At 59.9% G+C, this 19767-nt stretch carries 19 protein-coding genes; 13 read left to right on the top strand and 6 right to left on the bottom strand.

Annotated features, from left to right (window positions below; genetic code table 11):
- Positions 1–264: 264 nt before the first annotated feature.
- Entirely contained in the window at positions 265–1215 is a 951-nt protein-coding gene (locus RNA01_RS15195) for a sugar-binding transcriptional regulator (protein WP_147181067.1), read from the top strand.
- A 118-nt stretch (positions 1216–1333) separates the two neighbouring features.
- Here RNA01_RS15195 and RNA01_RS15200 read toward each other — a convergent pair whose 3' ends face one another.
- The 6 genes from RNA01_RS15200 to RNA01_RS15225 form a co-directional block, all read right to left on the bottom strand.
- Positions 1334–2959 (bottom strand): TRAP transporter large permease, encoded by a 1626-nt coding sequence (locus RNA01_RS15200; RefSeq protein WP_147181068.1) that lies wholly within the window; start codon positions 2957–2959, stop codon positions 1334–1336.
- A gap of 5 nt (positions 2960–2964) precedes the next feature.
- Positions 2965–3645, bottom strand: a complete 681-nt coding sequence (locus RNA01_RS15205; RefSeq protein ID WP_147181069.1) for a TRAP transporter small permease — start codon at positions 3643–3645, stop codon at positions 2965–2967.
- A gap of 93 nt (positions 3646–3738) precedes the next feature.
- A complete protein-coding gene (locus RNA01_RS15210) occupies positions 3739–4740 on the bottom strand; it encodes a DctP family TRAP transporter solute-binding subunit (RefSeq protein WP_147181070.1) in 1002 nt (333 codons plus the stop codon).
- A 326-nt stretch (positions 4741–5066) separates the two neighbouring features.
- Entirely contained in the window at positions 5067–6449 is a 1383-nt protein-coding gene (locus RNA01_RS15215; RefSeq protein ID WP_147181071.1) for a sigma-54-dependent transcriptional regulator, read from the bottom strand.
- Positions 6450–6453: 4 nt separating this feature from the next.
- Positions 6454–8223 (bottom strand): sensor histidine kinase, encoded by a 1770-nt coding sequence (locus RNA01_RS15220; RefSeq protein ID WP_147181072.1) that lies wholly within the window; start codon positions 8221–8223, stop codon positions 6454–6456.
- 285 nt (positions 8224–8508) lie between these two features.
- The gene (locus RNA01_RS15225) at positions 8509–9306 is read right to left on the bottom strand and encodes a helix-turn-helix transcriptional regulator (protein WP_210245763.1); all 798 of its coding nucleotides are present in this window, start codon (positions 9304–9306) and stop codon (positions 8509–8511) included.
- 143 nt (positions 9307–9449) lie between these two features.
- Between RNA01_RS15225 and RNA01_RS15230 the strand changes: the two genes are divergently transcribed.
- The 12 genes from RNA01_RS15230 to RNA01_RS15285 all read left to right on the top strand — a co-directional run bounded on the left by RNA01_RS15230 (position 9450) and on the right by RNA01_RS15285 (position 19763).
- A complete protein-coding gene (locus RNA01_RS15230) occupies positions 9450–10775 on the top strand; it encodes a glutamine synthetase family protein (RefSeq protein WP_210245764.1) in 1326 nt (441 codons plus the stop codon).
- Positions 10776–10817: 42 nt separating this feature from the next.
- Positions 10818–11969: an ABC transporter substrate-binding protein gene (locus RNA01_RS15235; RefSeq protein ID WP_147181075.1), complete on the top strand. Its 1152-nt coding sequence runs from the start codon at positions 10818–10820 to the stop codon at positions 11967–11969.
- An 86-nt stretch (positions 11970–12055) separates the two neighbouring features.
- The gene (locus RNA01_RS15240; RefSeq protein ID WP_147181076.1) at positions 12056–13153 is read left to right on the top strand and encodes an ABC transporter ATP-binding protein; all 1098 of its coding nucleotides are present in this window, start codon (positions 12056–12058) and stop codon (positions 13151–13153) included.
- A 2-nt stretch (positions 13154–13155) separates the two neighbouring features.
- Positions 13156–14034, top strand: coding sequence for an ABC transporter permease (locus tag RNA01_RS15245; protein WP_147181077.1), 879 nt, complete (start codon positions 13156–13158; stop codon positions 14032–14034).
- Positions 14031–14867: an ABC transporter permease gene (locus RNA01_RS15250; RefSeq protein WP_147181078.1), complete on the top strand. Its 837-nt coding sequence runs from the start codon at positions 14031–14033 to the stop codon at positions 14865–14867. Before RNA01_RS15245 ends, RNA01_RS15250 begins: the two co-directional genes overlap by 4 nt.
- A gap of 23 nt (positions 14868–14890) precedes the next feature.
- Complete coding sequence (locus tag RNA01_RS15255) at positions 14891–16057, top strand: iron-containing alcohol dehydrogenase (RefSeq protein ID WP_147181079.1); 1167 nt, start codon at positions 14891–14893, stop codon at positions 16055–16057.
- A 280-nt stretch (positions 16058–16337) separates the two neighbouring features.
- On the top strand, positions 16338–17783 hold the full coding sequence (atpD, locus tag RNA01_RS15260; protein WP_147181080.1) for a F0F1 ATP synthase subunit beta: 1446 nt from the start codon (positions 16338–16340) through the stop codon (positions 17781–17783).
- Positions 17783–18232: a F0F1 ATP synthase subunit epsilon gene (locus RNA01_RS15265; protein WP_147181081.1), complete on the top strand. Its 450-nt coding sequence runs from the start codon at positions 17783–17785 to the stop codon at positions 18230–18232. Before atpD ends, RNA01_RS15265 begins: the two co-directional genes overlap by 1 nt.
- On the top strand, positions 18229–18528 hold the full coding sequence (locus tag RNA01_RS15270; RefSeq protein WP_147181082.1) for an AtpZ/AtpI family protein: 300 nt from the start codon (positions 18229–18231) through the stop codon (positions 18526–18528). The genes RNA01_RS15265 and RNA01_RS15270 overlap by 4 nt, the downstream gene beginning before the upstream one ends.
- Complete coding sequence (locus RNA01_RS15275) at positions 18521–18817, top strand: N-ATPase subunit AtpR (RefSeq protein ID WP_147181083.1); 297 nt, start codon at positions 18521–18523, stop codon at positions 18815–18817. The genes RNA01_RS15270 and RNA01_RS15275 overlap by 8 nt, the downstream gene beginning before the upstream one ends.
- Positions 18817–19515, top strand: coding sequence for a F0F1 ATP synthase subunit A (locus RNA01_RS15280; protein ID WP_147181136.1), 699 nt, complete (start codon positions 18817–18819; stop codon positions 19513–19515). The genes RNA01_RS15275 and RNA01_RS15280 overlap by 1 nt, the downstream gene beginning before the upstream one ends.
- A 2-nt stretch (positions 19516–19517) precedes the next feature.
- Entirely contained in the window at positions 19518–19763 is a 246-nt protein-coding gene (locus RNA01_RS15285; RefSeq protein ID WP_147181084.1) for a F0F1 ATP synthase subunit C, read from the top strand.
- Positions 19764–19767: the final 4 nt, after the last annotated feature.

Raw genomic sequence — 19767 nt, forward strand, 5'->3', positions numbered from 1 at the left:
CCTGCCACAAGACATGGCTCGAAGCCGGCTCGCTGTCGATCAGCACGCCGTCGCAATCGAAGATAATGAGATCTGCCACCATTGAAGTCTGCCTGCCCTGAGGTACGCGCCGGTCGTCCACAGGAACGTCCGGGGGTATAATGCCAATTCGGTTGCCGACTGGGACGTGTTTCGAGACATTGCCTCCGAGCCCGCGGTCGTCTATGCGGTGTCTCTAGGTTACATATGTTACGCGCGTGTGACATATGGGTTATGGAGGGGATCTTGGACAGCCAGGAACTGATGGTACGGGCGGCATGGCTCTATCATGTCGAGGGCCTGACCCAGGCGCAGATCGGCGAGCGGATGAACCTCACCCGTCGGCGGGTCAACGAGTTGCTGGCTGCCGCCCTTGAGCAGGGTGTCGTCCGTATAAGTTTCAGCTCACCGCTTGCCGAGAATGTCGAGCTTGAGGCTCAGCTCTGTGACCGTTTCGGTCTAGACGAGGCGGTTGTCGCGCCGACACCGGCGGATCCGGCCCACATGCATGCCGTGATCGGTCGGGCGTCGGCGGCGTTTCTCGACCGGCTCATCCAGGTCCGCAAGCCGCGTTCGATCGGTGTCGGCTGGGGCGCCACGCTGCATGAAACGGTCAAGCTGATGACGGGCGCAAACGAACCCGAGATGCGCGTGCGATCATTGATGGGCGGGCTGACCCGCGGCTCCGAGATCAATACATTCGAGATCGTCAGAAGTTTTGCCAAGGTGCTGAACGCCAAGTGCCACTATTTCGCGGCGCCCATTTATGCGGGCAGTGAAGAGGCGCATGATGCGATCATGGCCCAGCCTGTGTTTCGGGAATTCCTGCGTGACGGCTCGAATGTCGAAGTATCCTTCCTCAGTGCCGGCGATGTGACCGGTCGCTCGCTGCAGGTGCGCTACGGCCTGCCGCCGCAGATCGACATTGCCGAGCTTGTGGCGGCTGGCGCCGTCGGCGACCTTCTCGGGCGTTATCTTGATGCCAAAGGGAGCCCGATCGATCACCCGCTCAACCGCCAGGTCATTTCGCCCGACCTTGTTGCCTATCGGGGTATCGCGAACCGTATTCTGGCATCCGGCGGGCCGCACAAGCATGCAATCCTGCGTGCAGCGCTGAGGGCGGGGCTTGCGACCGTGATTGTGACCGACTCCGAAAGCGCGCGGATGCTTCTTAGGGCCCCAGACGCAAACCGTTGAGCGGGCTTCGATTAATGGATGCTGCCGTGAGTGGCACTTGGCGGACGTGTCGATGATGAAAGAAAAGGCCGCGGCGATGAAGCCGCGGCCGATCTTGGTTCGAGATTGGCGGCACAGGCTACCGGGTGGTGATTTCCGGTCCCATCATCGCATAGGGCAGCCATGTCGAGATAATCGGCACATAGGTGACGATGATCAGGAACAGGAAGAGCACGGCGACGAAAGGCATTGCTGCCTTGACCACCTGCACGAGGCTCATGCCGGTGATGCCGGAGGTGACGAAGAGGTTCAGCCCGATCGGCGGCGTGATCATGCCGATCTCCATGTTGACGATCATAATGATGCCGAGGTGGATCGGATCGACGCCCAGTTCCATAGCGATGGGGAAGACGACCGGCGCGACGATCAAAAGCAGGCCGGAGGGTTCCATGAACTGCCCGCCAATCAGAAGCAGGATGTTGACCGCGATCAAGAAGGTGAACCAGTTGAAACCGGCGCCGACCATCAGGTCGGTAATCACTTGCGGGATGCGCTCCGATGTCAGCACATGGGCAAAGAGCAGCGCATTGACGATGATGAACATCAACATGATCGTTGTTCGCGCCGCGTCGATCGTGGCCTTGCGGGTTTCTTCGTTGAAGAAGGCGCGGAAGAAGTTGCGGCCCATCAGCTTGAAATTGCGTCCCCAGATCGGCAGGCTGGCTGCGATATAGCCGGGCAGCTGACCGATACGCGCATTCTCGCCGCGCCACAGCGTGTAGGCGACCGCGATCGCAAGGGCCATCACCAGTCCCATCAGTGCGCGGGCCCGGAACCCTGCATAAATGCTCTCGACGCCGTCGGTGGCAAAGAAGGACAGGATCATCCAGACGAAGAAGAAAGAGACGGCATAGACCAGGGCGGAGAACCCTATCCGCGCCTGGCGGCTATCTGTCTCCAGCACCCAAGCTATGTCCTTCATCGGCCCCATGTCGCGGTAGATGAAAAGCGCCACGAAAAAGGAATAGACGGCCGCCACCGAGGCCGCTTCGGTCGGGGTGAAGACGCCGCCGTAGATGCCACCGAGGATGATGATGATCAGGAACAGGCCCCAGCCGGCTTGCTTGCCGCCCTCGAGTATTTCGCCGAAACCCCGCCAGGGTTCGGCCGGCAGACCGCGGAAGCGGGCAAAGATATAGATCGTCACCATCAGCATGACGCCGGCGATCAGGCCGGGAATGACACCGGCCAGGAACATCCGGCCGACCGAGACGTCGGTTGCTGCCGAATAGACCACCATGACGATCGACGGCGGGATGAGGATGCCGAGCGTTCCGGCATTGGCGATGATGCCGGCGGCGAATTCCTTGGAATAGCCGACCTGGCGCATGCCGGCGATGGCGATCGTACCGATGGCCACTACGGTTGCCGGCGACGAGCCGGAAAGGGCCGCAAAAAGCATGCAGGACAGCACCGAGGCCATGGCCAGGCCACCGCGGAAATGACCGACGGCCGCGATGGCAAAACGGATCAGGCGCTTGGCCACGCCCCCAGTCGACATGAAGACGGATGCGAGCACGAAGAAGGGAATGGCCAGCAGCGTGTAGTTCTGAGCAGCGGTGAAGAGTTGCAGCGCGATCGATGACATCGAGTCCGACGAGAAGAAGGCAATGGTGACGATCGACGACAGGCCGAGCGAAATCGCGACCGGCGCACCGAGGAACAGCAGCCCGAACAGCATTGTGAAAAGAACAATCATTTCCATCGGCGTCAGTCCTTCAGCGCGTCTTTGCTTTCAGCGACAAGGTCTTCGGCCTCGTGGCTGGCGATCATCATCTCGCGCTCGCCACGCCAGATCTGCGCGAAGGCCTCCAGCGACCGAAAGCCGAGCAGGGCCAGGCCGATGGGGAGCATCAGATAGGCGATCCAGCGTTGAACCCGTTCCTGCACCCCGAACAGATCCTGGATGAAGATGGGATAACGCAGGTCGTCGAGGCCGATGCCGGCCTTGAAGAAGCGCGCCCAATAGAACATCGCACCGCCTTTCGTGTCGGCGCCGAACCAGTTGAGCCAGTCGGACGACAGGAGGATTGCGGCGTAAAGAACGCCGGTCAGCGCACCAAAGAGGGCAGCAATGCGCAGGCCCCGTGGCGGCAAAAGCCGGATAGCGGCATCGACGCCGAGATGCAGGCCGTGCTTGATGCCGTATCCCATGCCGAACAGGATGAGCCAGGCAAACAGGATGCGTGTAAGCTCGAGGGCGCCGCCCCATCCACTGTTGAAGCCATAGCGGGCGATTACCTGTGTAAACGATATTAGTGTGATCGCGGCGATGAGGATGGCGAGCACATTTTCCTCGAAGCGCGTCACCGCGTTCGGGAAACGGCGTTCGGTCAGGAAAAGCGCCACGATCATCAGAAAAATTGCGAAATAGGGCCAGTAAGCAGCCATGATTTTCCCCCGGCAGCCGTCAGGAACCGGGCGGTTCTACCCGGCTCGACAGTCCCGGCGCGGTTGAACTGCACCGGGTCTCCTAATGTTGAATCAGTTGTTGGCGGCAACCGCGGCGTCGATGAGGTCCTTGCCGATGTCGCCTTCGAACTTGCTCCAGACGGGCTTCATGACGTCGACCCACTGCTGGCGCTGTTCCGCGGTCAGCTCGCGAACCTTGCCGCCAGCATCGATGATGTTCTGGCGGTTCTTGGCTTCCGTTGCCGCAACGGCGGCATTGGCGTCATGGGTTGCCTCTTCGCAGAGCTTCAGGAACTGATCGCGGAATTCCGGATCGAGTCCTTTGAGCCATTCGGTCGAGGTGACCAGAAGATAGGCGAGCAGCTGGTGGTTGGTTTCGGTAATGCCATCCTGCACCTCGAAGAATTTCTGGGTGTAGATGTTCGACCAGGTGTTCTCCTGCCCGTCGACGACGCCGGTCTGCAACGCGCCGTAGACCTCCTTGAACGCCAGTTTCTGGGCCGAACCACCCATGGCTTCGATCATGGCCTCTGCCACGTCGGAGGTCTGAATGCGGAATTTCAGGCCATCGGCATCCGAAGGCACCATCAGCGGTTTGTTGGCGGAGAACTGCTTGAGGCCTGAGGACCAGTAGCCGAGACCGGTATAACCATTCGGCTCCATCATCTTCAACAGGTCCTTGCCGGCATCGCTGGTGGTGAACCGCTCGACCGCGTCCAGGTCCTTGAACAGGAAGGGCAGGTCATAGAGGCGATATTTGAGCGTATAGGCTTCGAACTTCGACAGCGAAGGTGCTGCGAGCTGCACGTCACCCAGCAATAGGGCCTCAAGAACCTTGTCGTCATCGAACAATGTCGAGTTCGGGAAGACCTCCATGCAGGCTTTGCCGTTCATCTCCTTGTTGACGCGCTCGGCCAGCTTGGTGGCGGCATCGCCCTTCGGGTGGCCGGTGGCGGCAACGACATGGCTGAACTTGATGACCATTTCTCCGGGATCGCAATCGGATGCCTGGGCGACGGAGCTGGCGGCCGTAAGCGTGATGGTCGAAACCGCGGCCAGAAGAAGTGTTTTCATTTTGTCTTTCCTCCACAATGGGCGTTGATGCCCAGTTCCTGATGTGCCGCACGGCCTCTCCAGGGACGCGGGCGATACAAGCTGCAAGGGGGAGGGACAGGCATGCAACGACAGAGCGCGTGGCGCCCCGATGGCCAAAATGTCCTTGATGATCTCCCAACCTCCAAGCTGCGCATAGTGCAGCAAGGACCGTGCCAACTGCCGGAGTGGAATTAAAAGTGTTTTTTATTCAATTGGTTGTTGGGTCTGTGTGGTGGTTTTTCAAAATCCGATGAGGCCCAGGGTGTAGGTCACTACCCATTTTTGCTGGGCGCATGTGTAGGTTTCTACCCATCGGCCTGATCGGGCTTGTCCTCGTAGTCGATTCCGAGCCGTTTCATCTTGTCGTAAAGCCCCTTGCGGGAGATCTGAAGTGCTTCATAGGTCGGCTTGAGCGCGCCATCATTGCGAACAAGCTCGGCGATGATGATGGCGCGTTCCATGTTCTGCAGACGGTCATTGAGCGTGCCCTCGCTGTCATTTGCGGACGGGGCAATGGCGCCCGGTGCCTGCGGAAAGCCGCTCCACATGCCGAGAACGAAACGGTCGGCATAATTGCGAAGTTCACGGACATTGCCGGGCCAGTCATACTCCATCAACTGTAATTCCAGATGATGGGGAATCGGGGGGATCTCCCGGCGGAAGCGGGCGCGGGCCTCGCGGGCCAGATGGAAGAACAGCAGGGGAATATCTTCGCGCCGTTCGCGCAGCGGCGGGATCGACAGCGTGATGACGTTCAGCCGGTAATAGAGGTCGGAGCGGAACCGGCCGTTGCGGCCAGCCTCGCCGAGGTCCGTTTTTGTCGCGGCAAGAAAGCGGATATCAAGGGTTATCGGCTTGTTCGATCCCAGCCGCTCGATGGTGCGTGTCTCGATCGCCCGCAGCAGCTTGGCCTGGAGGTCGAGCGGCATGGATTCGATCTCGTCGAGAAAGATGGTGCCGGCATTGGCATGTTCGAGCTTGCCGATGCGTTGTTTCGCAGCACCCGTGAAGGCTCCCGGTTCGTGACCGAAGAGCTCGGCCTCGATGATGTCAGCCGGCATCGCGGCACAGTTGATGGCGACGAAATTGCCCTTTGCCCGCTGGCCGAAGTCATGCAGGGCACGGGCGACGACCTCCTTGCCAGCTCCAGTTTCGCCGGTGATCAGGATATCGACATCGGTATCGGCAAGCATGACGATCTGCTCGCGCAGCTTGTTGACCTCGGGCGTGCGGCCGACCAGCCGCATGGTCAGCTCTTCGCGCCCGTCGAGTTCCGACCGCAGGGTGCGGTTTTCCAGGACCAGGCGCCGCTTTTCCAGCGCTCTCTCAATTACCGTATAGAGCCGCGACACCTGGAACGGTTTCTCGATGAAGTCATAGGCGCCGGCACGCATGGCATCGACCGCCATCTGCACGTCGCCATGGCCGGTGATCAGGATCACCGGGAAGGTCGGGTCGATGGCCAGCGCCGACTTCAGCAATTCCATGCCGTCGAGGCCCGGCATGCGGATGTCGGTGACGACCACGGCATAAGCTTCGTGGGCGATGCGGCCGAGCACGTCTTCCGCCGTCTTATGAACGCTGACGGGGAGCCCCTCGAGTTCGAGCCCCTGCGCAAGCGCATGCCGCAGGTCGTCATCATCGTCGATCAGATAAACAATCGGCTGTCCCGGGCCAGGCAGTTTCATCATCCTAATCCGCAGTTTGCATGAGAGGCGAGGCAGAGGCCAGCGTCACCAGAAAGGCGCAACCTTGGTCTGCGCGATCGACAAGATCAATACGACCGCCGAAATCGTGAATAATGTTGTAGGCGATGGACAATCCGATGCCGATTCCGGATCCGATCTCCTTGGTGGTGAAGAAGGGGTCGAATACGGCTGGCCGCAGATCCTCGGGGATACCGGGGCCGTTATCGGCAACCAGGACGGCGATCCGCTCCCCACTATTCTCAAGCGTAATGTGGATCTGGCCATTGTGCTGATTCTCAACCGCGTCGATCGAATTGTTGATGAGGTTGACGAAGACCTGGGACAGGCGCACGCGCCCACCAAGCACGCGGACATCACGAAGCGCGGGGTCGAGCACAAGCTTGACGCCGGCCTTGCGGGCTCGCGGCGTCACGAGGATCAGCGCCTCATCGAGAACCTGGCCCAGTCCCACGGGGTTGATGGTCGTCCCGGGTTTGCGCGAGAAGGACAGCAGCGCACTTGACAGTTCGGCCATGCGATCGACCATGGCGCTGATGCGGTCCAGATTGTCACGGGCCTGGTCGAGCCTGCCCTTCTCGATCAGCTTCTGTGTGTTGTCCGCATAGGTCTTCAACGCGGCCAGCGGCTGGTTGATTTCGTGGCTGAGTGTCGCCGACATTTGTCCGAGACCAGCAAGCTTGGCGGCTTGAATCAGTTCGACCTGGGTCTCTTTCAATCTCTTTTCAGTCAGAAGCCGTTCGTCGATTTCGTGCGAAAGGGAAAGGTTGGTGCGGCTCAGTGCCTTCGTGCGATCCCGGATGACCCGCTCCAGACGCAAGGCGACGGCCTTATCACGCCTGTTGCGGATAACCGCTAGTTCGCGGCGATGAAGCAGAAAGAACGACGACAGGGCAAGGGAAAGAGACGCAAGGCCGGCAATCAGCCCACCGGTATAGGATGCCGTTTCGATCGGCCGCATATCGCCGAGTACGTGAAGTTGCCAGCCAAGCAGAGGCAGGTCTCGCGAAACATCGACGTGGTCAACCGCTGTCGTACGCAGCCGAAAAAAACCCGTTTCCCGGTCCCGTTCGGCAATATCCTCCAGTTTTTCGAGGCGCCAGGCCGGGCGGTTGGTCAGGAAGACGGTGCCGCTTTCGTCGCTGACGAAAATCGGATTGGTGGAGAGGGACCAGGTGGCTTCGATACTGTCGAACTCGACGTAGACGGCGACGGCACCGATAAAAAGGCCATCGCGGCGAATGCCGGAGCTGAACGCATAGGCGCGGTTGCCCGAACTCAATGAGACGGCGGCGCGCCCAAGGCGCCCTTGTCTTGCCGTTTCCACCAGTGTTTCTCGCCCAGCCGGAAGGTCGATGAATATATCGCGCGCCGAAGCAAGCGGATGGCCGTCGGCTTCGAAGAAGACCACTTCCTTGGCGCCGGAGAGGCCGGCGATTTCCTCCGCCTTCAGGCGCGCCCGTGCGGCGCGGCTTTCTCTTGGTTCGTCTTCGGCAAAGAGACCGGCAATGTCGCTTTGGCGTGCAAGGAGCGGTGGCAGCAGGCGGTATTTCTCGAGCACGCCGGACAGCGTTTCGGCCTGAACCGCGAGCGTTTCAGTGGATTTCCGATGGATCTGCTCGGCGGCCCGCTGGCGGGAGAGATCGGAGGCGAGGTAGATGGCAAGAGTGGAAGCGCTCAGGAGTGCCAGCCCGAGCAACATCCGGGCGCGGCGAAAATCCCTCCCTGTTCTGGATCCGCTGGTGATTTCTGTCATCGGCTGGCTCGCATCGAACTCGGTGTCTTTCTGCCGCTCAGGCGGTCGGAGTGCCGTCAGTCTTCAACAGCGCGACATCATTGACCAGATGGCATGGGCCCATCAATTCCTTGGAAGGCCATATTCGGCCGCCTGGGTTTCCTCGATGCACCATTTGTGAAGACGCCAAGTGGCGGAGACATGTGAATTGGATTTGTGCAAGATTCTCGGTCACCGCCTTGATGTCGCAAATTCGCGACAAGGCACTGCTGCTTGCCAAGTGGCGCGCGCACTGCGTCGATGTGCTCACTGTCCCGAAAGCTGCAATATGAACATCGCAAACAGTTCCGATTGGCTGGAAATGTCGAGCTTCTGATAAATGTTCTTCCGGTGGATCTTCACCGTCCCCTCGGCGATGCTCAGATGTCTCGAAATCGAACCACTCGAATGTCCGCGCAGGACAAGTGAGGTGATCTCTATTTCCCTTGGCGTCAGGATACCATCGGTCATCCGGCTGAGCGTTTCACTGATCGGATCGGGCGGTGTCCCTGTGTCCCAGCCAGCGGGTGTGGCGGGCGACGCGCGGTGTCGCCAGTGTCGCTTTGCCAATGTCTGGATAACCGGTTCGGCAGCCCGGATCGCTGCAAGATCACGGCGCCCGAAGGCCGGCGCGGCGACCGGTCGCGTGAAGCTGATGACGACACCGGTCCAGCCCGCGGGTCGACAAACGATACCGACTTCGTCACGTATGCCGGTCAGCACATAGTGCCGCCTGTAATATTCCGAATTGTGGAACTGGTCCGGTGCCAAGTCGCGCAGTCGCAGCACGCCGTCGATCTGCGGACCAGTCGCAGCGCCGTAAAAAGGATCCAGCAGATAGGGGCCGGATACATAAGCATCGACCACGGTCCGCATCCGTTCCGGATTCATGTTGTGATAAAAGCAGACCGGTTTTTCAGCCCCTGAATAGGCAAAGGCCATCAGGATATCGAAGTCGACGATACTTCGGAGCGCCGCTTCGATGCGTGGCGCAAAGTCATTTGTGCCAACTGCGCCGATCGCCTCTGCGATCGCCTCGTTCCATGCGGAAAACTCCTTGTCCAAGGTGTGTCCTTCCCTTCTGGCCGACACTAAACGGAGCACGATTAAATCTGCCCGTCTATCCCTAACGGGATATTTCATTGCTTGGAATGCGCGCTTAACCTCGACGAGTTATCGCGTTGAAAGCCATGCCGAGATCAAGCCACATGCCCGCCAGTCTGCAAGCCGCATTTCATGAAATCAATGCCCGTTCGGTTCACATCGGCATGGTCGATCCGGAGGGCGAATTCCGCGATAAGCTGGTGTCCGCCGACAAGGCAGTCAAGCTTGGCCAGACCGGTTATCCATTCTGCGAAGTCCTGTATTTCTGGGACATTGCCGAGAAGGCCTACAGGGATGGTGCCTTTATCGACCGTCCCGCCAAGCTCTTCGCCGATAGCGTTCGCAAATATCCGTTTGCCGAGGATGCCGCCCTGTGTCTTGCCGACTTCTCCGGCGACTTCGGCAAGCGCTCGCCGCGCAACGTCTGCATGGCGATGATCGCCGAGGCTGCCGACATGGGCTTCGATGTTTTTTCCGCCTTCGAATTCGAGTTTTTCATCTTCGACGAAACGCCGGAAAGCCTGCGGGCCAAAGATTTCCGCGACCTGACGCACTTCGCCCAGGGCAATCGGACCTACTCACTGCAAACCTCCGCTCTCCATGGTGATCTGCTTGAGGGCCTCGATGAAACCATGACGACCATGGGCATCGGGCTGGATGCCATCCATACCGAGCTCGGTCCGGGCTGCTTCGAGGCGCCGTTGACCTATGCCAAGGGCATGAAATCGCCCGACGATGCCATGCTTTTCAAGAATTTCGCCAGGGCTTATTTTTCCCGTAACGACCTGACGGTGAGCTTCATGTCGAAGCTCTCCCCTGCGCTTTCCGGCCAGTCGGGCCACCTGCATGTTTCCTTGCGTGACGGACAGGGTAATCCGGTCTTTTCGGATCCAGATGCACCCGATGGTCTGAGCCGAACGGCGCGGCATTTCGTCGGCGGTCTGGTGAAGCTGATGCCGGAACTGCTGGCGCTGTGCTCCTCGACGGTCAATGCCTACAAGCGGCTGGTGCCGGGTGCCTGGGCCCCGACCTCGTCCAACTGGGGTGTGCAGAACCGCACCGCCGCGGTTCGCGTGATCAACGATGTGCCGGAAGCGACCCGGCTGGAGTTCCGCGTGCCTTCGGCCGATACCAACCCTTATCTGGCGCTGGCGCTGTGCCTCGGCGCGGGACTCCACGGTATTCGTAATGGCATCGAGCCTGCCCCGGGCAGTGACGAGAATTTCTACGCGGCGAAACCGTCGCTCGAAACCGCCTTTCCGCGCGATCTCGGCGAGGCCGCAGCGCGGCTCGACCACAGTGCCGTGGCGCGCGACCTCTTTGGTGCCGACTTCGTCGACTGGTTCGTCGCCGCGCGGAAGTTTGAATATGCCGAATATCAGAAACATGTGAGTGAATGGGAAATCAGACGCTATCTGGGAGTTGTCTGATGACCTGCAATCTTGGTGTTTGACGACAGGAAGGAAAATAAAATGAAAAAGGGAACAGCAGACATGAGCAATCTATTGAACGGCATGAAACGCCGCTCGGTGCTGAAGGGTATGGGCGGCATGGGGCTTGCAGCCGCCGGCGCCGGATTCCTCGGAATGCCGCGTCGAGCATCGGCCGCCGAAAGCCTGAATTACATGTGCTGGGAAGGCTATAACGCCCCTTCCATTCTGGAGCCGTTTCAGAAGGCCAAGGACACCACCATTTCTATTGACCTGATCACCGATTCGGCCGGTGGTTTCGCCAAGCTCGCAGCCGGCGCCTCGCGTGACTTCGATCTCGTCTCTTCCGATAGCCCGTGGATCCAACGCATGGGGCCGGCCGGCTTCTGCCGTTTCCTCGACGACAAGGACTTCGCCGAACAATATGGCGAATTCTATCCGCAGTTCCGCGCGCCCTTCGCGCCATTGCAGTTTGAAGGCAAGGCCACAGGTCTGCCGACGCGCTGGGGCTGGGTCGGGCCGACGGTGAACACCAAGTTCGACAAGCTCGAGTCATGGTCGAGCTACGCACCTGTCTTCGACAGCGCCTACAAGGACAAGATTTGCCTGCTCGATTGGGGCGATTGGCCGATCATGCCGCTTGCGCTCTATGCCGGGGTCAATCCTTACGAGGAGCTGGACGAAGCGGCGCTCGGCGAGGTCCGCAAGGTGCTTCGCGCGGCTTTCAAAAACACGCGCGCCATCGTCGCCGATCTGGCAGTCGCCCAGAAGGGGTTGCTCGACGGTTCGTTCCGCGCCCTGATCGGCGGCGGTACCTACTGCACCTCGTCGCTGCGCCTGAAGGGCCACGACTATATCCAGTCGATCGTGCCGGAGCCGAAAAACGGCCTGAAGCAGGGCATTATCTGGATGGAAGCGACCGGTCTCGTCGACAACGGCAAGAATTCCGAGATCGCTGCCGACTTCCTGAAATACATCGTCTCGCCGGAAGTCGCCAAGCAACTGGCAATCACTGAGGCGACCTGCAATCTCGTGCCGAACCAGAAGGCCGAAGCCCTGTTCTCCGAGGAAGAGAAGAAGGCGCTGCAGATGGACTACATGTGGACCGCTTGGGACAACAGCCAGTTCCACACCGTCGCGCCGAATATCGATGACATGTTGGCGATCTGGCAGGAAGAACTGGCTGCCCGCTGATCGAGCATATGCGGCAAAGGAAACCGCCCGCTTTCGAGTGGGCGGGAACCCCTACGAAATAGACTTTAAGGCGAGGAAGGCTGGCATTGGCAACCCCGATTATCGAAGCGTCTGCAATCATCAAGGATTACGGTCAGGCTCGCGCACTTCATGGCGTCTCCCTTGAGGTGGGCGCAGGCGAATTCGTAGCGCTTGTGGGGCCTTCCGGCTGCGGCAAGACCACACTCTTGAAGATTCTGGCGGGTTTCGAGGACGTGACCGAAGGGCGGCTCGAAATCCAGGGCAAGGATATGCATGGGGTCGCGGCGGCTAGTCGTCCGACCCGCATGGTGTTCCAGAAGCTTGCGCTGTTTCCCCACAAAACCGTTGCCCAGAATATCGGCTTTCCGTTGAAACTGCAGAAGGTTGACAAGGCGGAGATCGACCGGCGGGTCGCCGCCATGCTCGAGCTCATGCATCTGAAGCCGGAATATCTCGATCGCTATCCGGCGCAGTTGTCCGGCGGCGAACAGCAGCGTGTTGCGCTGGCGCGGGCTCTGGTCTCGCAGCCGAGCGTTCTGTTGCTCGACGAGCCGATGAGCGCGCTCGATGCCAAGCTGAAGAAATCGCTACAGGCCGAGCTCAAAAAGCTGCACCGTGAACTCGGCACGAGCTTCGTGCTGGTGACCCACGACCTGGAAGAGGCGATGATGCTGGCCGACCGGATCTGCGTGATGCGCGCCGGTCGTGTCGTTCAGATCGGTACGCCCTCGGATATCTATTACCGCCCGGCCAACATGTTTGTCGCCGGTTTCATCGGTGAGACGAATTTCCTGCCGGTTGACGTCGTTCACACCCAAGATGGCGCATTGACGGTCGGGTCTTCGCTAGTGACCGGTGAACCTGTTGTCATGGCGGCCGGCAATGTTTCGGAGTTCCTCGGCGAGGGAAACAAGGCGCTGTTGATCCGTCCGGAAACCATCAGTTTCATCTCGGGCGAGCCCGGCCCCGGTCAATGGACGCTGATTGGTGTAGTCGACGAGTACTTCATCAAGGGATCATCGACGCAGTATCGCATTCGTGTCGCGGGTCTCGACGCGCCTGTTGTCATGGATCTGCCCGGATCGCTCGAACTGCCGGCGCAGGTCGGAGAAGAGGTTGGCATCGGGTTCGAGCCCGCGCGCGCCTTCCTGTTGTCGGAGTGACCATGAAGAGAGAAGCGAAGAAATGGAACGATCCGGTTCTGGTGGCCGCAGTGGCACCACTGGCGATCGTCATGCTGGTCTTTTTTCTTGTGCCGCTGGTGATGACGGCCCTTCTGACCTTCCAGACGACACAATATTACCGCTTGCACTGGACCTGGGATCTGAAAATCTGGACCGAGATTTTTTCCAAACCGCATTACTGGACGATAATGCTGCGTACAGTATGGATGGCCTTGGTTTGTGTAGTGATCTCCGTCCTCATCGCCTTTCCGGCAGCCTATGCGCTGACGACCCGGTTGAAGACCTATAATGCGCAGATCCAGATCCTGATTGTCTTCGCGTTCCTGACTGATGCTGTGCTGAAAACCTTTGGTTGGATTCTCGTGCTCGACAAACACGGTGTCGCCAATTGGCTTTTGTCCTATCTTGGCATGGGCCCCGAAGCGATGAACATCCTGTTCACGCCAACGGGAACCATGATTGGCATGGTCTACAACCTCGCTGTCTATCCGATGTTCACCATCTATCTGTCGCTGGTGCGGATCGATCGCGATCTGATCCTGGCCTCCTATGATGCCGGGGCTTCGCGCATCCGGACGTTCTTCGAGGTGACGCTACCCCTGTCGCGACCTGGGCTGTATTCCGGGGCAGTACTGGTTTTCGTCCTCAGCCTCGGGGCTTTTCTGGAGCCCAAGGTGCTGGGCGGCGGTACCGCCCCGCTTGCATCGGAACTGATCCGCCAGAGTTTCGAGACACGGGTTAACTGGCCGCTCGGCGCCGCGCTGACAATCGTGTTGATTGTCATTGGTGCCCTGACGCTGGCGCTTGCCGCCACTTTCGTGTTTCGCCGTACACCGACGACGGAAAGGGCGCCCGCATGATGTCGCAACGCTTCAAAAATGCTGTCGTTGATACAGCGCTTGTCGGCACCGTCGTGCTACTGCTGCTGTTCTTCTATGCGCCGATCATGACTCTGGTCGCCTTCTCGTTCACCTCGAGTCGTGTTCTGACTTTCCCGATCGATGGCTTTTCGCTCGAATGGTATGGCGAACTGGTCCGCAAGCCGGATTTCTTCCCCGCCGTCATCAACTCAGCCATGGTCGCGGCCATCTCGACGGTCTTCGCATCCGTTCTCGGAACGGCAGGGGCGATCGCCTGGATCCGTTACCGGTTCCGCTTCCAGAATCTGTTTCGCGTCGTGACCTTCGCGCCGCTGCTCTTTCCCCAGCTTCTGCTTGGCGTTGTCATGTTGCTTTGGTTTTCGGTTCTGGGCAATTGGCTTGGCTTCTCGACGGGTCTTGTCACGGTCGTCATCGGCCATATCGTCTATATTACGCCCTTCGCGTTGGTGATTGTCGCCGTGCAGGTCTACGGCTTTGATGAGACACTCGAAGATGCCGCCCGCGATGCTGGCGCCAGCGGATGGGAGGTCTTCCGTGAGGTGACATTCCCGCTGCTGTGGCCGGGAATATTGTCGGCAGCCACCTTCGCTTTCCTGCTGTCCTGGGGCAATTTCTACGTTTCCTATTCGCTGGCCGGAACCGCGCGCACCTTGCCGATCTTCGTGTACAGCGGCATTGCCGTTGGCTCTTCCCCCATCTATCCGGCTCTGGCGACCCTGAATTTCATTCCGGCACTGCTACTGGTCGGCTTTGCCGAGTTCATGCGCCGCCGGGCCTTGAAACGACAAAGCGCTGCCCAACTCACCTCCTGACTCCTCACAACAAGGCAATCATCATGTCCTTCGATACCAAAGCTGTGTCCAGCAACTGGAGCTTTCCAACCGCAGTGCGCTTCGGCAATGGCCGGATTTCGGAGCTTGATGCCGTTGTCCGCGAGCTTGGCTCCAAACGCCCGCTTGTCGTGACCGACAACGGACTAAAGGATCTCTATCCGGTGCAGCGCACGCTGGAGGTGCTGCGGGCAGGGGGGCTGGAGGCCGGACTGTTTCACAGCGTCAAGCCGAACCCCACCGGCACTAACGTATCCGACGGCGTTGATGCCTTCCGCTCGGGCGGTCATGACCTGGTCGTTGCCATCGGCGGCGGCAGCGCGCTTGACGCGGCCAAGGCGATTGCCCTGATGGCAACCCAGACGCTACCTATGTGGGACCTGGAGGACATTGGCGACAACTGGAAACGGGCCGACATCTCACGTCTGGTCTCGGTGATCGCCATCCCGACGACGGCTGGCACCGGCTCGGAGCTCGGCCGTTCCTCCGTCATCACCCATGAAGCCGACAAGCGCAAGGTTATCGTCTTCCATCCGAAGATGATGCCGAATGTGGTCATCATGGACCCCGAGCTGACCACTGGCCTGCCGGCGCATATCACCGCTGCGACCGGAATGGACGCGCTGTCGCACGCGCTGGAAGCCTTTAGCGCGCCGTCCTTCCATCCGATGGCGGAAGGTGTGGCCCTTAACGCCTTGCGGCTCATCAAGACATGGTTGCCGGTGGCGACGCTAGAGGGGGATAATCTTGAGGCGCGCGGCCAGATGCTGATTGCCTCAGGCATGGGCTGCGTCGCGCTGCAGAAGGGCCTCGGTGCGATCCATGCGCTCGCCCATCCGCTCGGCGCCCTGCACGATGCCCATCACGGGCTGCTCAATGCCGTGTTGATGCCCTATGTCTTGGAGTTCAACGCGCCGGTGATAGAGGACAAGCTGGAACTGCTCGGCCGTTTCCTCGATCTGTCGATTCCGACCGCCGCCGGCGTGATCGACTGGATCCTAGAGTTGCGCGAAACACTGCATGTCCCCAGCACGCTCGCGGGTATTGGTCTGGTCGACATCGATATGGACAAGGTCGCCAGCATGGGAGTGGCCGACCCCTGCGCCGGCGGAAATCCCATCGCGCTCGACCAAGCGGGGCTGAAATCGATCCTTGCCGCCGCGCAAGGGTAGGCGAAGCCAGACCCCCCTGCAAATCTAGGGCGGATATCTACGAGGCCCATCTGTCGGGTTGAACAGGAGCCAAGTCATCTTACTTTGGGCGCACGGAGCGACGCGTCTGCGCTATGGCGCGTCGATCTACTGTCCGACAATACCATCCGCTTGACATGTATCAATGTCTGGAGCGCCTTGCAGCTGCCATATGAGGAGGTTAAGCTCAACCTATTGGATAATCGCGGCAAGCGGTCCGAAGCCGGCGGCGATCAAAGCACAGGGGCGGATCAGATTGAAGATGATAGCGCCAGTTGAAATCGACGGAAAAGTCGTGGCTGTACGCGGCGCGATTGTCGATGTTGAGTTCGCCGATGGCAATCTGCCCGAAATCAATGATGCCTTGATCATTGGTAGTGGGCCGGAGAGTGTTTCCGCCGAAGTCCAGGCACACTTGAGCCGGATTACGGTGCGCTCTATTGCGCTCCAGGCGACCATGGGCCTCAAGCGGGGTGACAAGGTTCTAAATACCGGGGGGCCGGTTACCGTTCCGGTCGGCGATGCCGTGCTTGGCCGCCTGATCGATGTAACCGGGAATGTCCGTGACAACGGCAAGCACTTTCCTGAAGACACCCCGCGCCAGCCCATTCATCGTTCGCCTCCGCCTCTTTCCGCGCAGACTGGCACGAGCAATCTGTTCGTGACGGGCATCAAGGTGCTGGACCTTCTCTCGCCCCTGCCGCTCGGGGGCAAAGCGGCGATGTTCGGCGGCGCAGGCGTGGGCAAGACCGTTCTGGTCATGGAATTGATCCACGCGATGGTCGAGAGCTACAAGGGGATTTCGGTCTTTGCCGGCGTTGGCGAGCGCTCACGCGAAGGTCATGAAATGCTGCTCGACATGACGGCCTCGGGTATGATCAAGCGTACCGCGCTGGTCTACGGTCAGATGAACGAGCCGCCGGGCGCGCGCTGGCGGGTGCCGATGACCGCACTCTCGATCGCGGAATATTTCCGCGACGAAAAGCATCAGAACGTTCTTCTGCTGATGGACAACATCTTCCGCTTCGTTCAGGCGGGTGCGGAGGTTTCCGGACTTCTTGGACGATTGCCCTCCCGTGTCGGTTATCAGCCGACGCTCGCAAGTGAGGTCGCCGCGCTACAGGAACGCATCGCGTCCGTGGGGGATGCCTCGGTGACGGCAATCGAGGCTGTCTATGTCCCGGCGGACGATTTTACCGACCCGGCGGTCACCACGATTGCCTCCCATGTCGACAGTACGGTCGTTCTGTCGCGCTCCATGGCGGCCGAGGGCATGTATCCGGCGGTCGATCCGATCGCTTCGGCCTCGACGCTTCTCGAAGCAGCAACGGTCGGCAAAGACCATGCCGAGACGGCGGTGGCGGTGCGGCGTACGATTGAGCATTATCGTGAACTCCAGGATGTGATCTCGCTCCTGGGCATGGACGAGTTGGGCGCGGCCGACCGCAAGGTGGTGCAGCGGGCGCGGCGTCTACAGCGGTTCCTGACGCAGCCTTTTGCCGTCACGGAGGCCTTTACCGGTATCAAAGGCCGTTCTGTCGGCATTGCCGACACGATCGCGGGATGCAAGGCGATTCTTGCCGGAGAATGCGACGACTGGCAGGAAAACTCGCTCTACATGATCGGTGCTCTCGATGAGGCGCGGGAAAAGGAAATGGCCATGCGTGCCAAGAGCCCCGGTCCTTCAGCAACGGCGGAGGTTGGCTGATGGCATCACGGCTCTCCCTTTCCATAACGACGCCGTTCGAGGTGCTGGCTGATGAGGTCGACATTCAATCGCTCCGTGCCGAAGATGCCAGCGGCAGCTTCGGCATTTTGCCGGGGCATGCCGAGTTTCTAACCGTGTTGCCGGTGTCGGTGGTCCGCTGGAAAAACAGCGAGGGGGAGATGCGCTATTGCGCGCTTCGCGGCGGGGTGCTCACCGTTTCGGATGGAAGCCATGTGGCGATCGCCTGCCGGCACGGCATACTCGGCACCCAGCTTTCAACCTTGGCGGCGGATGTCGCGGCCTTCCAGGAGGAAGAAAAGGATGCAGAACGACGTGCCACCACGGAGCAGACCCGTATGCACGCCCGCGCGGTGCGCCAGTTGATGAGCTATCTCAACCCGCGCGGCGGGACAGGCGGCAGTCTTGATTTCAAGGATGGCGCGCCATGACACCACGCGGCGAACAGCCGGAGCAGGACGACGACCGGGTCGTCAAGGCAGCCCGTCAGGCGGCCGACCGGGTGAAGGCGGAGCGGAGCAACCCGGAACCGTCGCTCAGTAGCAGGCTTGCGCAAATCGGCGTTCTCGGCTGGGCCATCGTCGTGCCGATCCTGTTGGCGCTTCTGGCCGGGCGCTGGCTCGATCGCTTCTTTTCAACGGGCATTATGTTCTCCGCTGCCCTGATTATCGGTGGGGCAGTGTTTGGAATGTGGTCAGCCTGGAAGTGGATGGGCGGGCATGACTGAATTTCTCCACGCACAATGGACTGTCGGCATGCCTTTCGCCATCCTGATCGGCATCGGGGCGGGATCGCTTCTCGGGATCGCCCATTTCATGTCGCTGAAGTGGAACACGCGGTTCTATCTGGACGGCGGGTTAGCCAAAGCCTTTCTGCTGCAACTCGCGCGCATAGCTATCCTGGTCGTCGTCATGACCCTGCTGGCGAAGCTTGGCGCGGTCGCCTTGCTGACCGGGCTCGCATGTGTTCTTGCGGTGCGCGCGGTGATCATGCGCCGGGAAAGGAATGCACTGTGATTTCTTCGCCGCTTTCCACCGATGTGCTGTTCCGCATTGGCCCCGTGCTGGTCTCGACACCGGTCGTCGTGACCTGGGTGATCATCGCCGTCATGGGGGTCGGTTCCTTCTTGTTGACCCGCAATCTGAAACTTCGACCCAGTCGAACCCAGGCTTTTCTCGAGATGATCGTCGAGGTGATCGACGGGCAGATCAGGGACACCATGCAGACGGAGCCGGCACCCTACAGGCCGCTGATCGGGATGTTGTTTCTCTTCATCGTCATCGCCAACTGGTCTTCTCTGATTCCTGGCATAGAACCGCCGACCGCGCATATCGAAACGGATGCCGCTCTTGCCGGGCTGGTGGCAGTCGCCACTGTCTATTTCGGTGTGAAGAAACGCGGTGTCGGCGGCTATCTCAAGACCTTTGCCGAACCGAGCTGGGTCATGATCCCACTCAATATCGTCGAGCAGATCACCCGTACCTTCTCCCTCATCATCCGCCTGTTCGGTAATATCATGAGCGGCGTCTTCGTGGTCGGTATCGTGCTGTCGCTTGCCGGTCTTCTGGTGCCGATCCCGCTGATGGCGCTCGATCTTTTGACCGGTGCGGTGCAGGCCTACATTTTCGCTATTCTGGCAACCGTGTTCATCGGCGCCGCGGTCGGCGGCGAGGGAGACGGCGAGCCCAAACGAGATCAGCAGAAGGGAATTTAACCATGGAAATACTCCAGGCAATTAGTATTATTGCAGCGGCCATCGCAGTTAGTTTCGGGGCGATCGGTCCGGCACTGGCCGAAGGTCGAGCTGTAGCTGCCGCTATGGATGCCATTGCCCGCCAGCCTGAATCGGCCGGCACTCTTTCGCGCACGCTCTTCGTCGGTCTCGCGATGATCGAAACTATGGCAATCTACTGCCTCGTCATCGCGCTGCTCGTGCTCTTTGCCAATCCCTTCGTGAAATAGATAA

Origin of the sequence: Paenirhizobium naphthalenivorans (genome assembly GCF_007992095.1) — a bacterium.
GTDB lineage: Bacteria > Pseudomonadota > Alphaproteobacteria > Rhizobiales > Rhizobiaceae > Allorhizobium > Allorhizobium naphthalenivorans.

Excerpts from the sequence above, each read along its gene's own strand:
- RNA01_RS15200 (WP_147181068.1), bottom strand. The coding sequence starts at position 2,959 with ATGGAAATGATTGTTCTTTTCACAATGCTGTTCGGGCTGCTGTTCCTC.
- RNA01_RS15205 (WP_147181069.1), bottom strand. The coding sequence starts at position 3,645 with ATGGCTGCTTACTGGCCCTATTTCGCAATTTTTCTGATGATCGTGGCG.
- RNA01_RS15210 (WP_147181070.1), bottom strand. The coding sequence starts at position 4,740 with ATGAAAACACTTCTTCTGGCCGCGGTTTCGACCATCACGCTTACGGCC.
- RNA01_RS15215 (WP_147181071.1), bottom strand. The coding sequence starts at position 6,449 with ATGAAACTGCCTGGCCCGGGACAGCCGATTGTTTATCTGATCGACGAT.
- RNA01_RS15220 (WP_147181072.1), bottom strand. The coding sequence starts at position 8,223 with ATGACAGAAATCACCAGCGGATCCAGAACAGGGAGGGATTTTCGCCGC.
- RNA01_RS15230 (WP_210245764.1), top strand. The coding sequence starts at position 9,450 with ATGCCCGCCAGTCTGCAAGCCGCATTTCATGAAATCAATGCCCGTTCG.
- RNA01_RS15235 (WP_147181075.1), top strand. The coding sequence starts at position 10,818 with ATGAAAAAGGGAACAGCAGACATGAGCAATCTATTGAACGGCATGAAA.
- RNA01_RS15245 (WP_147181077.1), top strand. The coding sequence starts at position 13,156 with ATGAAGAGAGAAGCGAAGAAATGGAACGATCCGGTTCTGGTGGCCGCA.
- RNA01_RS15250 (WP_147181078.1), top strand. The coding sequence starts at position 14,031 with ATGATGTCGCAACGCTTCAAAAATGCTGTCGTTGATACAGCGCTTGTC.
- RNA01_RS15255 (WP_147181079.1), top strand. The coding sequence starts at position 14,891 with ATGTCCTTCGATACCAAAGCTGTGTCCAGCAACTGGAGCTTTCCAACC.
- atpD (WP_147181080.1), top strand. The coding sequence starts at position 16,338 with ATGATAGCGCCAGTTGAAATCGACGGAAAAGTCGTGGCTGTACGCGGC.
- RNA01_RS15265 (WP_147181081.1), top strand. The coding sequence starts at position 17,783 with ATGGCATCACGGCTCTCCCTTTCCATAACGACGCCGTTCGAGGTGCTG.
- RNA01_RS15270 (WP_147181082.1), top strand. The coding sequence starts at position 18,229 with ATGACACCACGCGGCGAACAGCCGGAGCAGGACGACGACCGGGTCGTC.
- RNA01_RS15275 (WP_147181083.1), top strand. The coding sequence starts at position 18,521 with ATGACTGAATTTCTCCACGCACAATGGACTGTCGGCATGCCTTTCGCC.
- RNA01_RS15285 (WP_147181084.1), top strand. The coding sequence starts at position 19,518 with ATGGAAATACTCCAGGCAATTAGTATTATTGCAGCGGCCATCGCAGTT.